Below are 18,093 nucleotides of genomic sequence, written 5' to 3'. Positions count from 1 at the left end.
CTACGGCTCAGCTACCTTTTTAACTGTTCGGTTGTTTCCGATTGTTTATGCTGAGGATTTCTTTTGATTATGTTAACTGTGAGTAATTGTTCATTCTCGCCTATGATCGTTGCGCTCGGTGAATAAAACACATCAAAATGACCCCTATTGGCCTACTCAAAAAGATCCCTTTTGCCAGTTGAAAGGCTACATTAAAACTGCGAAATCCGCTAAACTTTACCGAAAGTTCGCGGATTTTTTGTTTTCACATACAAAATTACTATTGCCCGGAATATTTGACATTCCGGCAGATGGACCGAAGTTTCATACTCTGAGAACATTCATCATCCATTATTATTGAAATGGCTTATTGTAAACGGCACCTGCAAGGAAACAGCAAGCAGGTTTGACGCACATATAATACAGCAAATTTATGAGGAAAGCGGATATTTACGTTTAAAGCCATCCGTTATATATCAACCAGTCTTTTAACCGGTCAAGCCAATCAATATTGGGATTTTTGAGGCCAAATCCGTGGCCGCCTTTGGGGTATATATGCATTTCCGCGGGGATCTTATGTTGCAACAACGCCTTATAAAAAAGTAGGGTATTCTCCACAGGCACGGTGCTGTCGTCGCCTGCGTGTACCAAAAATGTGGGCGGTGTTTGCGCCGAAACCTGCTTTTCATTGCTAAATAAATCAATTAGCCCGGTCACCGGTTTTTTACCAATCAGGCATTCACGGGAGCCTGCATGTGCGTATTGGCCGAAACTGATTACCGGGTAAATCAATGCCATGAAATCGGGGCGGACACTGATTCTGTCCATATCTTTTACCACCGGGTTATTAAAATGCGTGCCCAGGGTAGATGCTAAGTGGCCGCCGGCTGAAAAGCCAAGCACCCCGACCCGGTTTGGATTGATGTGCCATTGACTGGCATTTTTTCGTATCAACTGCATGGCCATTTCAGCATCTTGTAATGGACCGGTTGTTTTATCGGTCATGATGCTGTCGCTCGGCAAACGATATTTCAATACAAATGCGGCTATTCCCATATTAGCAAGAGCCCGCGCAATTGGGTCTCCCTCTACTGCCAAAGCGACGTTGACATAAGCCCCTCCCGGTATGACCAGTATGGCTGTGTTGGCATCGCCTCCCGCAGGCAAGTAGCAAGTAAGGGTAGGCACCGATACCTTTTCGGCGGCGCCCCATTTGTTTAGGCGCTCTCTGTAACTTGGCGGAGTAGGTTTTGCGCCGGGTATTTTGCCGTCATACAATGGCACTACAGTCTGCGCTTCCAGGGTAAGCGTTCCAAAAATGAGTAAGATGAAAAGAAACGATGTTTTTATGAATAAATATTTCATAGTGCCGCTGGTGATTATTCTCAAATGGTGGCTCAATACGCGCATTTGTTGTTTATGGATAAAGTTATTAAATATTTAGATAGTGGGTGTCTTTAGTCTGTAAGGAACAGCCTAAAATTAGCGAATAGGCAATAGTTCCGGCAACTTATCTGCGCCTAAAGTAAGCAAATCGGAAAGTCATTGGTCGCTATTGATCTTATGTATAAGTAGAGTAAAAGCGGTATAAACACCTTATTTTGTGTTTTTTTAGCTGACAGACATCGGCCGACGCTTAACTGGTTCTCTTCAGTCTTTGTCACCGGTATTTTCCGCGTTAGGTTTTATTTTTTACGTATAAAATTCTAATGAAATCATAATAAAGCCAAAAACCCGCATCTATCTGCAGAATAATCAGTATCAATCTCTCTCACGAGATGTAAGGGTTAATTCGACAAAATAGTATCACTTTTTGATAAAATAAGTGTAGAGAACAAAAAACTAATGCCGATACATTTGGGATCTTAAATATTCCTAAAATGAGATCCACTTTCTTTTTTAAAATTACGTGTACACTTTTGATAGTAGGTTTTGGCTTAAAAAGCACCCTGGCACAAACATTTATAACCGTGAAAAACGGGCATTTCAAAAATGGCAAAAGCGATTATTATTACATAGGTAGTAATTTTTGGTATGGTGCTATTTTAGGCGCAGAAAATGGTAATCGTGTACGGTTAAAAAGGGAGCTTGATTTATTAAAAGCCAATGGGGTAAACAACCTCCGCATTTTAGTAGGGGCCGATGGTCCAACCCGGGCCAGTAAAGTTTCGCCATCCTTACAAACCGCCGCTGGTGTATATAACGACGATATTTTAGCCGGCCTGGATTATCTGTTGGCTGAAATGGGTAAACGCAACATGAAAGCGGTATTATATTTAACAAATTCCTGGGAATGGTCTGGCGGGTACAGCCAATATCTGGAGTGGGCAGGCAAAGGCAAGGCCCCGGTACCTTCGGTTGATGGTTGGGACACCTTCACTAATTATGTAGCCCAATTTGTGGAATGTGACAGCTGTAAGCAATTAGTTAAAAAGCATATCGGCTATATACTTAAACGTACCAACCGTTATACAAAAATAAAATATGTTAATGATCCGGCCATTATGGCCTGGCAAATAGCGAACGAACCCCGGGCTTTTTCTGAGACGGGCAAAGCGTCCTTTGCCGAATGGATAAAAGAGACGGCACGTTACATTAAATCTATTGATAACAACCATTTAGTATCTACCGGGAGTGAAGGACAAAGTGGTTCAGAAGGTGATATCAACTTATGGAAAGATATCCATTCGGAGCCGGCTATTGATTATCTGACTATACATATATGGCCGAATAACTGGGGCTGGCTTAATAAAAATGACATGTCCGCAACTTTACAAACAGCTATTACTAACACTAAAGACTATTTAGATAAGCATTTGATTATAGCCAAAGAGCTAAACAAACCCCTGGTATTAGAAGAGTTTGGGCTACCCCGGGATAGTATGAAGTTCTTGGCAAATGAGCCAACCACCCTGCGTGATATTTATTACAAGTCGATATTTGAATGGGTATATAAAAGTGCTGAAAATCATGGTGTATTTGCAGGATGTAATTTTTGGGCTTGGGGTGGTACGGGCCGGCCTGCAAACGGACATGTGTTTTGGCAAAAAGGCGATGATTATTTAGGTGATCCTGCCCAGGAAGAACAAGGCTTAAATTCGGTTTTTGATACTGATACTACCGTTGAACTAATAAAGCAGTACAATAAAAAGTTAAACAAATAAACCCGGAATAGTTATTTGTAAAGTAATAACATAAATAAGTTTAGCGCTGCAATATGCTTTAAACAAACTCTTAAATGTTTTAAGGCAAGTGTAATCTGGTTTTCCACGCTTCTTTTAGAAATACCTAACTGATCCGCTATTTCATCGTTCGACAGGTTATCAAAACGGCTTAATTTAAAAATTTGCTGGCAGCGCTTTGGCAGTTGATGCAGGTATACAAAAACCTCATCTTCCAGTTCCTGTTTGGTCAACTTATCATCGGCTTTACTGGTGTCTGGCTTATCATTTAAAAGTACATCTTCAAAAGATATTACCGACAATTTTTTAGCGCGCAAATGGTTATAGGCCAGGTAGCGGATGGAATTTAATAAGTAATGCTCAAACGAAATTATTTCAAGATCTTTTCTCCTGTTCCATAAATTAAGGAAAATATCATGAACGGCCTCTTCACTGTTTTCACGATTTTTTAAATAACGATTGCAGGTATTATACAACCGTACCCAATAACGTTCAAAAAGCTCATTAAAAGCAATTTCGTTATCGTGGCGTACAGCATCCCACAACGCTTCGTCACTTCGCAAATCTTTGGTCATAATTGGTTTTTAAAATTATAAAAAGCTTTTTTATTATCCAAACCATTCAAATTCAAACACAATAAAACTTTTTTTTGAAAAGTGTGTGTGTCACAGCGCTTATTTTACACTTTACTATTACAACCAATTACATAATCTTCATGCTAAACAAAGAAGAGTTTGTATTACTTTATGAAAAATACCAGGCCGGACTATGCTCGCCTGCTGAGATCGAATTGCTTAATAATTACCGCGATGAGCTAAGCCTGCTTGACAGTAATTGGAACAAGAGCAATCCGGAGGATGAACAAACCGTACATGACCGTATAAGGCAACGCCTTGATAAAAACCGGGGATATGTCTACGAAAGTAAAACCGGTAATTACAAATGGTTAAAAGTAGCCGCAATTTTATTGATTACCTTATCAGTAGGCATAGGTTTTATTAAATATAATAGTAGTAGTAAACAAACTAATATTTTAAAGGTTGCGCAAAAACGTCCATCATCATCAATTAATCCTGGTGGTAATAAAGCATTCCTTACCGTTGCAGATGGTTCAACTATAGCATTAACAGATGCTAAAAACGGACAATTAACAACTCAGGCCGGAGTACCAATAAATAAAACTAAAGATGGTGTACTTGTTTATCATGCTGCAAATAAACTTAACGCTAATACACATTATGCAATAAATACTATAACTACACCACGTGGCGGACAGTATATGGTAGTATTGGCTGACGGTACAAAGGTTTGGTTAAATTCAGTGTCGTCTTTAAAATATCCGGTTACTTTTAATGGGAATACCCGCACTGTTGAATTAACCGGTGAAGGTTATTTTGAAGTAGCTAAAAATAAAGAAAAGCCATTTATTGTTAATGCAAACGGAACCAGTGTTAAAGTGTTGGGAACGCATTTTAATATAAGCGCTTATAGTGATGATAAAACAGTAACCACCACTTTGTTGGAAGGATCGGTTAAACTAAGTAAAGCTGATAAGGAAGCCATGCTTGTACCCGGGCAACAGGGTATATCTGTTAATGGAAATTCTGCTATCAATGTTCAGAATGCTGATACGGAACAGGCTGTAGCCTGGAAAAACGGATTCTTTTTATTCAGGGATACCGACATTAAGGATATTATGAAACAGGCTGCACGCTGGTACGATGTGGATATTGATTATGCAGGCAATTTAAATAACAAAAAATATGGTGGTAAAATATCTAAATATAAAGACATATCTGAACTTATGAATAACCTTGAATTAACAGGTACTATTCATTATAAAATAGATGGAAGGAGGGTAACCGTAATGCAATAAATTTTACCTGGCTATGGTTACCAAAAAATCATCAGGAGCGTTTGCGGCGCTCCCGATGATGTTCAGCCCGTGAGAAGGCTGAAGTTAGGTAACTAATTCAATTGTCTTCACTAACCTAATTATTTAACTAACATTCAAATGTATAAAATTTTTACTGCAATTAATTGCAGGGCGCGTTCCTGCATTTCACCTAAATTCCTGAGGATAATGAAATTGACCGTTGTTTTGTGGATAACTGCCTTATTACAGGTAGGTGCAGCAACGTATGCTCAAAAAGTGAGTCTGAGCGTGAAGAATGTTCCGCTCGATTTAGTATTGGATAAACTGGGTAAACAAACCGGTTACAATTTTCTTTATAATTCAACCACTATAAAAAAAGGTGTTCCTGTCAGCCTTAATGTTAAAGATGAGACATTAACAGATGTGTTAATGCAATGCTTTAAATATCAGCCGTTCACATACATAATAAACGGCAATACGGTAGTTATTCGTGAAAAGGATAATACTGCTGAAACGAGTTCTAATATTGTCGTGGCACCAATTGTGATCTCTGGCTTAATTACTGATGCCAGGGGAGTACCACTCCCGGGCGTAAACGTGCGTGAAAAAGGTACCACTAATGGGGTTACCAGTGATCCGAACGGCCGATATTCAATTACAGTTGATAATGCTAACGCTGTATTGGTGTTTAGCTTTATAGGTTTTACTACGCAGGAGTTGGCTGTAGGTGAACGCACACAAATTAACGTTACGCTTAAAGAGCAGGTATCAAACCTTGAAGATGTTGTAGTTATTGGTTATGGCTCTGTTAAAAAAAGAGACCTTACAGGTGCGGTGGGCCAGTTAAAAGGCGAGGATCTGATGAAGGGTAATCCGATCAGCCTATCGCAGGGCTTACAAGGTAAGTTGGCTGGGGTATCTGTAAATCAGAATGACGGTGCCCCGGGTGCCGGAGTAAGCATCCAGATACGTGGTGCAAACTCTTACGGAACAAACACCCAGCCTTTATATGTAATAGATGGTATTCCTTTTGATGCGGCATCTACACCTACAAACGATGCGACATCAGGGAACAATCAAACCTTTAATCCGCTGGCGTTGATCAATCCGTCAGATATCGAATCAGTTGAGATCCTGAAAGATGCTTCAGCAACGGCTATTTATGGTTCGCGCGGGGCTAATGGAGTTGTATTGGTTACCACCAAAAAGGGAAAAGCCGGAGAAACCAAGGTACAGTTCTCCACCAATACATCAGTATCAATGCTGGGTAAAAGGGTAGAGGTTTTGGACCCGTACAACTATTCGAATTACGTAAATGAGGGATATAACAATGGTGTGCTTTATAATGGTTACACCTTTTACCAGTTACCTTATCCGGGACAATGGTCGTATCCTTATGCAAATAATCAATTTCAGTATGATGCAGGGGTATATCAACCCGCACCCGAAGATTTTTTAAAGCCCGGAATACGCACGGATGAGTACGGTAACAGTACGGATGTAGAGGGAAGCAACTGGCTTGATCTGATAACCCGTACGGCAATATCACAAGATTATAATCTGAGTGTATCAGGTGGTGGCGATCATGGGTTTTACTCCATTTCAGGCAATTATGCCAAGCAGGAGGGGATCATTAAAAGAACAGATTTTGAACGCTACGCCCTGCGTGCAAACGTAGGACAAAAAGTTGGTAATTGGTTGGAGATAGGCTTAAACACCTCATTTGGCAGAACGGTATCCAACTTTGCAAAAACCAATTCCTTTGATTACGGTATTATCAGGTCAGCATTAATTTTCCCCACTACTTTCGCTCCACAAACAGATATTACGCAAATCTCCAACGAATTAGGTTGGTTATCTGCTAATCCGTACTTGTATGTAATGACAGCGAAGGACAACCTGGCTGCCATTAGTTCTTTCAGTTCGGCATACGGTGAAGTTAAACTTACCGATTGGTTAAAATTCCGTCAAAACCTCGGTATAAACTATTCTGCAAATAACCGCGGTACTTATTATAATAGCCTTACTGGTGAGGGGCAGGCACCAACTATTAATGGCCGTGCAGGCCAAAGTGATGACTGGTACACCCGTATTGTTACAGAGTCATTATTAACATTTAACAAGGATTTTGGCCGTATACATAGTTTAAATGCAGTCCTTGGTTTTACACATGAAAGTGCTAATTATGGCAATAAAGCAATGTCTGCCACAAATTTCCCTGATGACCTGACATATGATTACGATATGGGTAAGGCCTTAAACCCGGGTAAATTAGTAAGCGGGCGTGGTGCAAGTGAGTTGGTTTCATTTCTTGCCCGGGCAAACTATACCTTAAATGATAAATACCTGTTTACGGCATCTTTCCGAAGAGATGGTTCAAGTAAGTTCGCTACAAAAAACAAATTCGCCAATTTCGTTTCGGGTGCAATTGCATGGCGGGCATCCGAAGAAAAATTTATTAAAAACCTGAACGTTTTCAGCGATCTTAAATTTAGGCTAAGCGCGGGTAAAACAGGCAATCAGGCAATAGCGGAATATGCTACCCTGCCACAACTGGCATCCGCCAATTATCCTATCGGCGGATCATTGCAAAGCGGCATGGCGGAATCTACCTATAACGGTCCGGCAAATCCGAATCTGAAATGGGAAACAACCACTCAGTATGATGCAGGAGTTGATATGGGATTTTTGAATAATCGTATCAGCTTTGTTATTGATTATTATTCCAAAAAAACCACTGATCTGTTGCAGAGCATAAAAACACCGTTAAGCACAGGTTTTCAGCAAATGACCATTAACCACGGCTGGGTTAAAAACGAAGGTTTAGAGATAACGGGTAAATTCCAGGCATTGGTTACCGGCCCGCTAAAATGGAGTATTGATGCAAATATATCCTTTAACCGGAATACTATAGGCGGTTTGGATAACGACCAGTTTGCAAGCCGTTTATGGAACGCGGCCGACTATGTATTTATACAGCGGAATGGCATGCCGATAGGTGCCATTTACGGCTACGTAGAAGATGGTTATTATGATAATGAAGCGGAGGTACGTTCAAATCCGGTTTATGCTAATGCCAGTGATGCAATTATCAAACAAAAAATAGGCGAGGTTAAATATCTCAACCTTGATGATGATCCTAACATTACTGATGCCGACAGAACAATTATTGGTAATACCAACCCGGATTTTATTGCAGGTATAACTAATAACTTCAATTATAAAAACTTTAACCTGAGCTTTTTTATACAGGGTGTATACGGTAACGACATTTTTAACGGAAACCTTTCAGATGTTACCTTAAACTCTATCGGGAATATACCCGCGTTTGCTTATGCAGGCCGCTGGACACCTGATACCAAGGCTACGGCAACCTGGCCTAAGGTAAATAATGGTTATACACGGGAGTGGTTAATATCTAACCGCTATATAGAGGACGGATCATACGTGCGCTTAAAAAGCGTAACCTTTGGCTATGATTTTAATAAACCATTTAAGGGTGTTCAAACTATCAGCCTTTTCGCAACAGGCACAAACTTGCTTACCCTTACCAAGTATGACTGGTTTGATCCGGATGTGAACTCATTTGGAGGTGATGCATCACGGCGCGGGGTTGATATACATGCTTATCCGTCAAGCCGTACATTCTCATTAGGTGCGCGAGTATCTTTTTAATTAGTGATAAAGATTTAAAACTTAAGTAAATGAAAAAATTATTTTCTATAAAAAGTTCCCAATCTAAATGCTTTATGGTATGCCTTTTAATTTTTATGCTGGCATCCTGTAAGCCCGAAGAGCAGGTGTATGATTTTGTTTCGCCCGCACAGGTGGGCGATTCCGATGCTGCAGCTGACAAATGGGCGCTGGGTGCTTATAATGAACTTAGCCTGATGTTCAGGTACAGCGAGTTCCCGGCAGTATTAGAGTATGATGATGATTATACAACCGGACCATCATGGGCTTTTGGTGAATTAGGGGCAGGTAACTTTCAGGGTAATAGCAAACAAACCGATCCGTTGTGGACGTATAGTTATGTACTTATACATCGTGCAAACCGGGCCATTACCAATATTGAGACCATGACCAAAACCACTCCGGAGTATAAGAATAATGTATTAGGTGAAATGTATTTTCTTAAAGCGTTCTCCTATTTTTTACTGGTAAGGGCGTATGGCGACGTGCCGATATTTGTTAAAGCAGTAGATGACGGTGAAGATATAAACCAGCCAAGGCAACCAATAAAAGATGTATATGCTCATATCATTGATCTGCTAACACAGGCTAAGGATATGATGTATACCAACGCGAAGGCACAGCCGGGGCGTGCCACGGCGGGTGCGGCAGCATCATTACTGGCCAAAGTTTATGTAACTATCGGGTCTGCTTCCCTTCAATCGGGCGATGTAATAGTAAGAGGTGGCAAACCATATGATCTGGTAAACAATGTACAGGTACGTACCATGCCATCCCCTATAACTTTTCATAAAAAACAGGTTAAAGGGTACGAGAGTTTCGATTCTAAGCAATATTTTAAACTGGCTATGGATATGGCCGACGATGTTATAAAAGGCAAGTACGGCGCATACCAACTGGTTAATTTTAACGATATGTGGACCCAGGCAGGCAAAAATAATGGGGAACATATTTTTAGCGTACAATCTTACATGGGCGATCAGGATCTGGGAAATCACTTAACCCGTGATTTTGCGGGTTTGGTTGAAAATAACCAGATCATATCTGGAATGTGGTATGGCTTACGCGATCACTGGTATAAACTTTTTGAGCCGCAGGATCTGCGTATAGTACAGGGTGTTGCACACCGTTGGTCACGAAACTTTGACTACGCCAATCACATCGGCACATTTTATCCTAATAATGATGAATATCGCAAAAAAGCATTGGGATACGATCAGCAGACAGGGGTTGATGGCAGCGGCAATCCGATTATTACCCATGTTCCGCCGGTAGCGCCGTATAATGATGGCTTAAACTACGGGTCCGGTACGGATGCTAACTACATTGCGTTCCTTAATAAATTCGCCTACCCTTCTGATCGTTCAAAAGATCAGAGTGATGTGAATTATCCGTTCCTGCGCTTTGCAGATGTTAAGCTTATTTATGCTGAGGCAGCCAATGAATATAACGGAGCCCCAACTTCAGAGGCGCTTGCTTCACTTAATGATGTACGTGTACGTAGCAATGCAACTCCCAAACAAATGGGTGGCGCAGGCGGGGTAGGTACTTTGGTCGCCTTCCGCTCAGCAGTGCTGGAAGAACGCGCTATGGAATTGGCATTAGAAGGTGACAGAAGATGGGATCTGATCCGTTGGGGGATTTATTTGGATGTAATGAACTCCATACAAGGGAATGACGAGGTTGGTGTAACCAAAGTGCGACAGGAGAGAAACCTGCTTTATCCGTTGCCGATAAGCGAAGTAAGTACCAACATCAACATTCATGGCAATAACCCGGGTTGGAATTAATGAATTACTTTAATTAATAATATTATGAAAAAGATTTGCGATGCGACCAAAATGTGCCTAGTGGTTTTAACAACCATAATGCTGTTTGGATGTAATAAGGATATTGTAACCTATGATAAGATTAAAGAAGAATCGGATGTATCTACCGGCCCGCCGGTAATTACCAACATCATGAAGGTTGACAGAGCCACGCAGTTAAGCGAGGCCGATCTGTCGCAATTGGTATTGATAGAAGGAGCAAATTTAAGTGGTTTGAAATCAATTAAATTTAACGATGTAGAGGCCGATCTTTCACAAGCGTATGTAAAAGCAAAGGAAATTATTGTTCCTGTGCCAAGAATATTACCGGGCGATGTTACCAATAAAGTTACGGTAACAACTAATTTAGGCGAAACAAAAGCTGACCTGAAAATAAATATTCCGGCCTTAGCGGTATCAGGTTTGTTTAATGAATTTGCCTTGCCGGGCGATACCACTACCATAGTAGGTAATAATTTTGATATTTATAAGCTAACCAAAGAGGATGCAAAGGTAATGTTCGGCTCTGTTGAAGCTACGATATTGGAATCCGATCAAACTTCTTTAACGGTAGTAGTGCCGCCAAGCATCCCCGCTGCCGAATCAGTAGTTACAGTTACTACACCTGAATTGCCTGACGGTTTAAAAATGTCATACCGTCATTTAGGTCAGATAATTAACATCCAAAATAAGCTTTGGGCGGGCGAAAGCTGGCAAACAGACGGGAATAACCTGGGGGATCCTAAACCTATAAATGGCAGATTTTCGCATATACACGATGTGTCTGTGGGACAATGGGGATGGTACGACCAAATATATGGCTGTAACTTCCCGGTAACCGATCCGGATATTCTTAATCATCTGGATCAATACGATCTGAAATTTGAGTTGAATACAGATAAAGATCATCCGCTTGCTCAGATGTTCATCAAATTTGAAATGCGTTTTGCCATTACCTACGAGTGGAATTTGTACAATAGCGGCGAATCGTTAAACACTTATGGCAAGTGGCAAACCATAACCCTGGATGCTAAAACTGTTATGGGTCAATTATACCCTAATAATGATAACTTCTTTTACTTCGCAATTAATCCCGGTGTTCCGGTAAATCTTGATTTCAGTATTTCATCCATGAGATTGGTGAAAAAAGAGCCGATTGTAAAATAATCGGTGAACGGCCCCGGTATTAGGGGCCGTTCTTATAAATCTGTTTATGAAATTTCAACAGCTTATCATGCTATTAGCTATAGCTATGCTTAGTGCTTCATGTGCCGTTAAAAAACCATTCGTGGAAGATGTTACTCTGCCTACGGCTGATAAAATGGCTGCCGGTAATACTGTTAAATTATTCCGAAATCTTAAAAAAAGTGCTGCCGGTGGTGTAATGTTTGGCCAGCAGGATGCTGTATTATATGGTATCGGCTGGAAAGGGGATAAGAACCGGGCTGATGTAAAAAGCGTGTGCGGCGACTATCCGGCGGTGTACGGTTGGGAAATAGGCCGCATTGAGCATGGCAACAAATACAGTATTGACTCTGTAAACTTTAATTTGATGCGCAAGCGGATAATTGAAGCTTATAAACGCGGTGGTGTAAATACCATAAGCTGGCATTGCGATAATCCTATGACCGGTGGCAATGCCTGGGATGTTTCCAAAAGCGATGCTGTGGCCTCTGTTTTACCCGGTGGTGTAAAACATGAGCTATTTATGACCTGGCTTGACCGGGTGGCAGATTTTCTGAATTCCCTTAAAAGCGGGAATGAAAATATCCCGATTCTGTTTCGCCCGTTTCATGAACATACAGCCAGTTGGTTTTGGTGGGGCGAAAACTACTGTACGCCTGTTCAATACAAAGCGTTGGTACGTATGACAATAGATCACTTCAGGCAAAAAGGTTTGCATCATATAATGTACATCTACTCGCCTGATCAAACGGATAATGTTTCAAGGTACTTTGAACGTTACCCCGGTGATGACTACATGGATCTGCTGGGGGTTGATTATTATCAGCAAAACGGAATAGCGGGGGCTGAACAGTATATGCAAACAATGCATAACATATTTGCCATGCTAACCCCGGAAGCAAGAAAACGAAACAAGTTGCTTGTATTTAGTGAAACCGGATTGGAAGGGCTGCCTATGAATAACTGGTGGACGGACGTGTTGTTAAAAACGGTCTCACACTATCCATTGGCCTATGTTATGGTGTGGCGCAATGCATATGATAAGCCCGGGCATTTTTTTGGTCCTTATCCGGGTAATCCTTCGGCCGGTAATTTTATAGAATTTTATAAAAGCCGTAAAACACTTTTTCAGACTGATATTAAAAATATGTACAAATAATTAATCGCTTAAAACTTAAGAATCTTAATATAAAATTATAATGAAAAAAGCTCTCCTATTTTTATCGTTGCTATTAACCATATTTAGCTCTTATGCTAAAGATAAATACAATGTACTTGATTATGGTGCAAAAAACGATGGTAAAACATTAACTACCGCTCAAATTCAGAAAACTATAAATATATGTTCGGCAAATGGCGGAGGTATGGTTTATATTCCGCAGGGCGATTACCTGACAGGTACCTTGAATCTGAAATCAAACGTGGATTTTCATTTCGAGACCGGTGCGAGATTGATAGCCACAACCGATCTTAAACAATACCAGAAACACAACGAACAGCTTGCCGGTGTTTTTTACACAGAGAAGACGGATAACGTTTCCATAACAGGGAATGGGATAGTATTTGGTCAGGGCATGAAAATGATGTATATCGATAGCGCGAAAGTTATAGGTGACAAATCTGATACACGCCAAAAGGATAATTTCCGTAAGGTTTCTTCGGGTACAGGCGACGGACCATTTTATCCGAAAGACCGCTTTCATCAGATGATCATTTTCAGCGAATGTACAAAGGTGGTTTTAAAAGGTTTTAAATGTGTTGATGCGCCGTACTGGACCTTCCTGATAGTGCACAGCGATGATGTAATTGTTGATGGTTTGCGTATTGACAATAACCTGAACATACCTAACAGCGACGGGCTTGATGTAATATCCAGCAGTAACGTAAACATATCAAACTGTTATTTTTCTTGCGGAGATGATGCCATTGTACTGGCCGGTTATGCACAGCATTGGGGTGATCCCGGTTTTAAAGGGATTTTAAAGCGTTCCGAAAACATCAATGTAAGCAATTGCATTTTGCGCTCGCGCTCAAGCGGTATTCGCATAGGTGGCTGGGACCAGAACAACATGTATAATTACAACTTTGATAATATCACTATCTTTGATTCTAACCGCGGGATAAACCTAGGCGTCGGCGATTACGGCTCGATGGAAAACATCACCTTTAACAATATCAATATAGAAACCCGTTTGCACACCGGCGACTGGTGGGGCGAGGGAGACCCTATTAAAATTACCGCTATGCGCGGTATGCCAAACGGCAAAGTGGGTACCATTAAAAACGTGAATTTTACCAACGTTACCTGCCGCAGCGAAAACTGTATCAACATATACGCTTCTGACGAAACGCATATCGATAATATATTCTTTACCAACCTGCGTATGGAGTTTGTAAAAAGTGCTAAAGAAGAAACCATAGGCGGTAACCTCGATCTGCGTCCGAATACGGTGCCGCATAAAGAGCTGTTTGCACGTAACATACCGGCTATTTATGTAGAGAATGCCAGCAATGTTTTCATGAATCAGGTGGTAGTAACCTGGGATAAGAATATCGATAAAAAATATTATACCAACGCAGTTGAAGCCGTTAAGGTAGATAATATGCGCCTTACCAGTTTTAAGGCCAACGCATCACCTGCCAATCCGGGCATGGAGGATGTTTTGCTGAATAACTGTAAAGATTTTTATAACGATTCAGGATTAACCGTAAAAAACATTGGTAATGAAAAATAAATTAAGCGCGTTAATGCTGTTGCTATGGGTTTTGCCCGTAACGCTAATGGCACAAAAAAGGGTGAAGTTGTCTTCGCCTGATGATAACCTGACTTTTACCATACAGCTCACTGCGGATGCCCCGGTTTACAGTGTTGCTTATAAAAAGCATCCTGTAATCGGCTCGTCGCCGCTAACGCTCAATTTTGATAGTGGCTATTGGGGTAAAGGGCTTAAAACGGGCAAGGTGGTGTACAGCAAAGCTGATGGTTACTACGATCTGGTTGTAGGCAAGGCAAAACATGTGCGCAACCATTACCAGCAAATGTTAATTCCGTTTATCGAAAAAGCAGCGCCACATCGTAAGTTAAATCTGGTAGTTAGGGCTTATAATGATGGCGTTGCCTTTCGGTACGAATTTCCTGAACAAACAGGCTGGAAAAATTACGTTATGTACGATGAGAACACCGCTTTTAATCTTGCGGGAGATCCTAAAGCTTTGGTGCTGTTTTTGCCCTCATATACCACCTCACACGAAGGCCCTTATACCCACGAATTGTATTCCCAATTGAAGCCGGATTCCCTAATGGATATGCCGGCAACCTTTGAGTATCCGGATAATATTTATATGGCTATTACCGAGGCTGAAGTATTAAATTACGCAGGTATGTATCTGTGTAAAAATGCAGATGGTACCATGCGCGGACGTTTATCGCCGCTGCCCGGTCAAACTAAAGAAAAGGTAAAGGCGGTATTGCCTCACCAAACGCCATGGCGCGTAGCCATCATCAGCGACAGGGCCGGTGCGCTCATCGAATCTAATCTTATTACCAGCCTCAACGACTCTTGTAAAATAGAAGACACCTCATGGATAAAGCCAGGTAAATCAACCTTCCCGTGGTGGAACGGAACCGTAGTGCCCGACACTACTTTTGCGCCGGGGAATAACTTTGAAACCAATAAATATTACATTGATTTTTGTGCCCGTAATGGAATCGAATATCATTCGGTAGTAGAGTATGGACAGCATGAATGGTATGTGAATGATGGCCCCGATTTTATGCCCGGTCCGCATGCCGATCCTTCTAAAACCATATCAACAATTAATATGAAGCAAATTTGCGATTATGCAAAAAGCAAAGGCGTGGGTATACGTGTATGGGTGCATTGGAAACCACTTTATCCTATATTGGAAAAAGCATTTACCCAATATGAAAAGTGGGGCATAAGCGGACTGATGGTTGACTTTATGGATCGTGACGATCAGGAAATGATCAATATGCAGGAAAAGATATTGCAAAGTGCTGCACGGCATCACCTGCATATCCAGTTTCATGGTTCGTGCAAGCCTTCGGGCTTAAGCCGCATGTACCCTAACGAGTTTACCCGCGAAGGGACCCGTAACTACGAAGTGTATAAATGGGACACTACCATTAATGCCAGTCATGATATCAGCATGCCTTTTACCCGTATGCTGGCCGGCCCTACCGATTATCATTTGGGCGGATTCCGTTCGGTACCGCAATCTGAATTCAAGATCAGATACCGCAAGCCATTGGTAACGAGCACACGCTGCCATATGCTTGCCATGTATGTGGTTTTAGAGAGTTATCTGGGTATGGTTTGTGATTTTCCGAAAGCGTACGAAGGGCAGCCCGGATTTGACTTTTTAAAAGCTGTGCCTACTACATGGGACGAAACCCGGGTTCCGCTTGCTGTAATAAATGAATATGTAACCATAGCAAGGCGAAATGGCGATAATTGGTTTATAGGAATTATTACCAATAATCAGCCACGAAAAGAAGTTGTTAAACTCGATTTTTTAGGCGAGGGTGAATACAGTGCTGATATTTATACAGATGCAGCCGATACGGATATTGATCCAAACCATTTAAAAAAGGAAACACGCACAGTAACCCGCAATGATGTATTAGATTTAGATGTAGCTGCCAATGGCGGAGCGGTTGTAAAAATAACTAAGCAATAAACAGGTACATAATAATATATCTTGAATATAAAAATTCTTTGAACTTTAAGATTTGTTTCAATTCTGTTAAAAGGGGGCTCTGAAAGCTTTCTCTACGGGCTCCTTATAACGCTGATTTCATAAAAGATATCAGCGTTATTACTTTATGGGTCGAACCCATGCGGAAAATTTGATGAACTAAGCATTTAATTTGAATGCTTTTATTTTTTTTTCTTCCATTGGGGGGTAGGTGAAAAAGCTATCTCCAGAATACATAAGTGGATGAAGGGCGGTTGTAAAGGCCAGCCAATTATTAGGCAGCGCGCGTAAACGTTTCCAAGCATTTGAATATGTATTAAAATATCCCTGAAGCTGGAATAGGAGGTAATTTTAGCTTAATTAAATATTTTGCTTTCCATGATCCATCTGCTGGCCAATCTTATAAATTCTTACATCTTGAATTTGATGAAATCAACATGCACTGTTCTACAAACAGTGCATGTTTTTAACCAAAAATGTAAACGAAAGGTTGTTGTTTTGTTTATGTTTTAACAGCATTATGAGAAAAACATTAAACCCAATTTTTTTCCCCAGCTGATAATGACCAAACACAACGAGTTGACGCAATGTGACTATAATTATTTAGGTGATAAAAATAAAAGACGGTTGGCTGTTCTTTTTTCCTTTTAATTAATCAATTCAATTAAAACTATTTATTAATAGTATTTTCAATTACCAAACCTATTTTCTACCTTTCAGCTTTATTTCAACTTTGCCAAGTTTGAATCATATAGTTTAATGTTAGCCTGTATCCTTCACTCATGTCACTAAAAACACATCAATTGTTACAAAAAAAGAAAAAAATCATCCTGGAACTTTGGATGAAGAACCAACTGGCTGATGAAGGCTTACGCGAAGACTTGATCAGTAACGAAGAGCTGCGCATGCAGTCGGAAGAATTGATTGACGCATTGATAGGTAATCTGTCGGGTGCTAATTTCACCAACCTTGATTCGGAAGAATGGAACCCGGTGATTGAAATTTTAGGCGGCATAGCCATTACCCGTGCCCGCCAGGGTTTTAGTCCACGTGAAACAGGTAATTTTGTATTCTCATTAAAGGAAGCCATACTGGAAGTTTTGCAGGGCGAGATCCCGAATGATGCTAAAGCTTTGTATGCCGAAAGTACGAAGATCAACCGCCTGATGGATAATCTGAGTGTGGTAACCTTCGAGACCTTTATTAAGGGGCGTGAAGAGGTGATATTGCGTCAAACGGATGAAATCACTGAAATATCTACCCCGGTTATCCGCGTTTGGGACGGGATATTAGCTTTACCTATCATTGGTACTTTAGACAGTGCCCGCACACAGATTGTAATGGAAAACCTATTACAGGAGATCGTTGAGACAGGTTCGAGCATTGCTATCCTGGATATTTCTGGTGTGCCCGCGGTAGATTCACTGGTGGCACAGCATTTAATTAAAACCGTAAGCGCTACACGCCTGATGGGAGCCGAATGTATCATCAGCGGTATCCGTCCGGAAATTGCGCAAACCGTAGTACATTTAGGTATTGATCTGTCAAATATCATTACCAAAGCAACTCTGGCCAGCGCGCTGGCTTATTCTTTCAGGGCAATGCGTTTGGAAGTTAGAAAGATCAATAGCCTACAAAAAAATTAAACATA

At 41.0% G+C, this 18,093-nt stretch carries 11 protein-coding genes; 9 read left to right on the top strand and 2 right to left on the bottom strand.

The window, feature by feature from the left end; translation table 11 throughout:
• Positions 1–435: 435 nt before the first annotated feature.
• Positions 436–1,344, bottom strand: coding sequence for an alpha/beta hydrolase (locus I5M19_RS10410; RefSeq protein ID WP_200066269.1), 909 nt, complete (start codon positions 1,342–1,344; stop codon positions 436–438).
• A 515-nt stretch (positions 1,345–1,859) separates the two neighbouring features.
• Between I5M19_RS10410 and I5M19_RS10405 the strand changes: the two genes are divergently transcribed.
• Positions 1,860–3,143, top strand: a complete 1,284-nt coding sequence (locus I5M19_RS10405; protein ID WP_200066268.1) for a glycoside hydrolase 5 family protein — start codon at positions 1,860–1,862, stop codon at positions 3,141–3,143.
• 11 nt (positions 3,144–3,154) lie between these two features.
• Here I5M19_RS10405 and I5M19_RS10400 read toward each other — a convergent pair whose 3' ends face one another.
• Positions 3,155–3,736 carry an RNA polymerase sigma factor gene (locus tag I5M19_RS10400; protein ID WP_200066267.1) on the bottom strand — a complete coding sequence of 194 codons (582 nt, stop codon included), beginning with the start codon at positions 3,734–3,736 and terminating at the stop codon, positions 3,155–3,157.
• A gap of 140 nt (positions 3,737–3,876) precedes the next feature.
• On the opposite strand from I5M19_RS10400, the gene I5M19_RS10395 reads away from it, so the two are divergent.
• From I5M19_RS10395 to I5M19_RS10360, 8 genes are all read left to right on the top strand, one after another.
• Complete coding sequence (locus I5M19_RS10395) at positions 3,877–5,037, top strand: FecR family protein (protein WP_200066266.1); 1,161 nt, start codon at positions 3,877–3,879, stop codon at positions 5,035–5,037.
• 207 nt (positions 5,038–5,244) lie between these two features.
• A complete protein-coding gene (locus I5M19_RS10390) occupies positions 5,245–8,712 on the top strand; it encodes a TonB-dependent receptor (RefSeq protein WP_200066265.1) in 3,468 nt (1,155 codons plus the stop codon).
• A 29-nt stretch (positions 8,713–8,741) separates the two neighbouring features.
• Positions 8,742–10,520: a RagB/SusD family nutrient uptake outer membrane protein gene (locus I5M19_RS10385; RefSeq protein WP_200066264.1), complete on the top strand. Its 1,779-nt coding sequence runs from the start codon at positions 8,742–8,744 to the stop codon at positions 10,518–10,520.
• A gap of 24 nt (positions 10,521–10,544) precedes the next feature.
• The gene (locus I5M19_RS10380) at positions 10,545–11,705 is read left to right on the top strand and encodes a glycan-binding surface protein (RefSeq protein ID WP_200066263.1); all 1,161 of its coding nucleotides are present in this window, start codon (positions 10,545–10,547) and stop codon (positions 11,703–11,705) included.
• Positions 11,706–11,751: 46 nt separating this feature from the next.
• Positions 11,752–12,882, top strand: a complete 1,131-nt coding sequence (locus tag I5M19_RS10375) for a glycoside hydrolase family 26 protein (protein ID WP_200066262.1) — start codon at positions 11,752–11,754, stop codon at positions 12,880–12,882.
• Positions 12,883–12,922: 40 nt separating this feature from the next.
• Positions 12,923–14,458, top strand: a complete 1,536-nt coding sequence (locus tag I5M19_RS10370; protein WP_200066261.1) for a glycoside hydrolase family 28 protein — start codon at positions 12,923–12,925, stop codon at positions 14,456–14,458.
• Positions 14,448–16,424, top strand: coding sequence for a glycoside hydrolase family 97 protein (locus I5M19_RS10365; protein ID WP_200066260.1), 1,977 nt, complete (start codon positions 14,448–14,450; stop codon positions 16,422–16,424). The genes I5M19_RS10370 and I5M19_RS10365 overlap by 11 nt, the downstream gene beginning before the upstream one ends.
• Before the next feature lie 800 nt (positions 16,425–17,224).
• Positions 17,225–18,088 carry an STAS domain-containing protein gene (locus I5M19_RS10360; RefSeq protein WP_200066259.1) on the top strand — a complete coding sequence of 288 codons (864 nt, stop codon included), beginning with the start codon at positions 17,225–17,227 and terminating at the stop codon, positions 18,086–18,088.
• The last annotated feature ends 5 nt before the right edge of the window (positions 18,089–18,093 follow it).

Origin of the sequence: Mucilaginibacter segetis (genome assembly GCF_016522075.1) — a bacterium.
Lineage (GTDB): Bacteria > Bacteroidota > Bacteroidia > Sphingobacteriales > Sphingobacteriaceae > Mucilaginibacter > Mucilaginibacter segetis.
The sequence above is the reverse complement of the archived record's forward strand: the minus strand, read 5'-3'. Positions and strand labels throughout refer to the sequence as shown.

Excerpts from the sequence above, each read along its gene's own strand:
- I5M19_RS10360 (WP_200066259.1), top strand. The coding sequence starts at position 17,225 with ATGTCACTAAAAACACATCAATTGTTACAAAAAAAGAAAAAAATCATC.
- I5M19_RS10405 (WP_200066268.1), top strand. The coding sequence starts at position 1,860 with ATGAGATCCACTTTCTTTTTTAAAATTACGTGTACACTTTTGATAGTA.
- I5M19_RS10410 (WP_200066269.1), bottom strand. The coding sequence starts at position 1,344 with ATGAAATATTTATTCATAAAAACATCGTTTCTTTTCATCTTACTCATT.
- I5M19_RS10365 (WP_200066260.1), top strand. The coding sequence starts at position 14,448 with ATGAAAAATAAATTAAGCGCGTTAATGCTGTTGCTATGGGTTTTGCCC.
- I5M19_RS10385 (WP_200066264.1), top strand. The coding sequence starts at position 8,742 with ATGAAAAAATTATTTTCTATAAAAAGTTCCCAATCTAAATGCTTTATG.
- I5M19_RS10370 (WP_200066261.1), top strand. The coding sequence starts at position 12,923 with ATGAAAAAAGCTCTCCTATTTTTATCGTTGCTATTAACCATATTTAGC.
- I5M19_RS10375 (WP_200066262.1), top strand. The coding sequence starts at position 11,752 with ATGAAATTTCAACAGCTTATCATGCTATTAGCTATAGCTATGCTTAGT.
- I5M19_RS10390 (WP_200066265.1), top strand. The coding sequence starts at position 5,245 with ATGAAATTGACCGTTGTTTTGTGGATAACTGCCTTATTACAGGTAGGT.
- I5M19_RS10380 (WP_200066263.1), top strand. The coding sequence starts at position 10,545 with ATGAAAAAGATTTGCGATGCGACCAAAATGTGCCTAGTGGTTTTAACA.
- I5M19_RS10395 (WP_200066266.1), top strand. The coding sequence starts at position 3,877 with ATGCTAAACAAAGAAGAGTTTGTATTACTTTATGAAAAATACCAGGCC.
- I5M19_RS10400 (WP_200066267.1), bottom strand. The coding sequence starts at position 3,736 with ATGACCAAAGATTTGCGAAGTGACGAAGCGTTGTGGGATGCTGTACGC.